At 44.4% G+C, this 1,073-nt stretch carries 1 pseudogene; it reads left to right on the top strand.

Annotation, left to right across the window (positions count from 1 at the left end):
- A pseudogene (locus EMM73_RS20145) lies at positions 1–470 on the top strand (hypothetical protein); the annotation flags it as partial.
- Positions 471–1,073: the final 603 nt, after the last annotated feature.

Genomic DNA, 1,073 nt, shown 5'->3' with positions numbered 1-1,073 from the left:
CGGGTGGGTTGAATACTTATGGGTATGTTGGGGGAAATCCTGTTTCGTTTATAGATATTTTTGGATTATGTAAATGCAGTAGCCAAGCCAAAGCCAATACCCCTGATGGTGATAAATGGAACATGCGACGGAGCGTTAATGGTACTGATCAGGTATATCGATTTGGTAGATGGAATTCAGTTTTTGCTCCTGACCCTAACGCCGCTTTTGATTTCTTTGCTAGTAACTTTGTTGCAACTGCAAGCGGCTCACTTGGAACAGGATTGGCGTTGAACTCTTGGAGAGTCTCTGGTGTTGGGACCGGTTTTTCAGTTCTCGGTTCTGCGATGTATACTGGGTATCAAGGGATACGGTCATTTGGAGAATGGCAGAACGGAAATTACTCAGCCAATGAAATCAACGTGCTCAGGCAGTATAACGATGCTCTGACGACTTGCCTGCGTTCCGAAGCAGGAGGTTTGGGTGAATAAACGAAAGTGGCTAAATATACGACGAATGGGACATCTCAAGTTCACACTTATATACGGACCATTGGTGGGAGTATTAAGCTGTTTTTTGGGCATGTCCGCTCTATACGCGTACAAGAGTATCAGAGAAAAGCAGTTTATTGATTGTTCAGTGTTCCTGTCTAACCACTGGTTCTGGATTCCATTCCTAATTGCATGGGGAGGTCTTTTAACATATTTTTCCTGGATTGAGTTGAAAAAAAAATATGAGACCGACCCAAACTAAAAAAACAGAGATAGGGGTAAGGTCTTGGACCTTATCCCTATTGTTCAATTGACACTGGCTATAACTAATGAGTTTGTGCAGAAGATAAGCGCATCTACAGCGCCATTTGCCGGATGATTTTGCTATAGGTATGCAGGGTCTGGCAGCCAGACGGGTCAGAAGCCAAGTCATAAGTGATGAAGTACGTTTACAACAAAGATAACCGGATGCAAAGCGCAGGCTCAGCACAGATACAACGCATTGGGCCAGCGGGTCTATAAAAAAGTAGGCAGTACTCAAACCCGCTTTGTTTACAGCCCCAGTGGTCAACTGTTAGCCGAAGGCACCAGCAAACAGTACAT

The organism is Rheinheimera sediminis, assembly GCF_004005375.1.
Lineage (GTDB): Bacteria > Pseudomonadota > Gammaproteobacteria > Enterobacterales > Alteromonadaceae > Pararheinheimera.
Note: the sequence above shows the minus strand (reverse complement) of the source record. Positions and strands in the feature narration are given on the sequence as shown.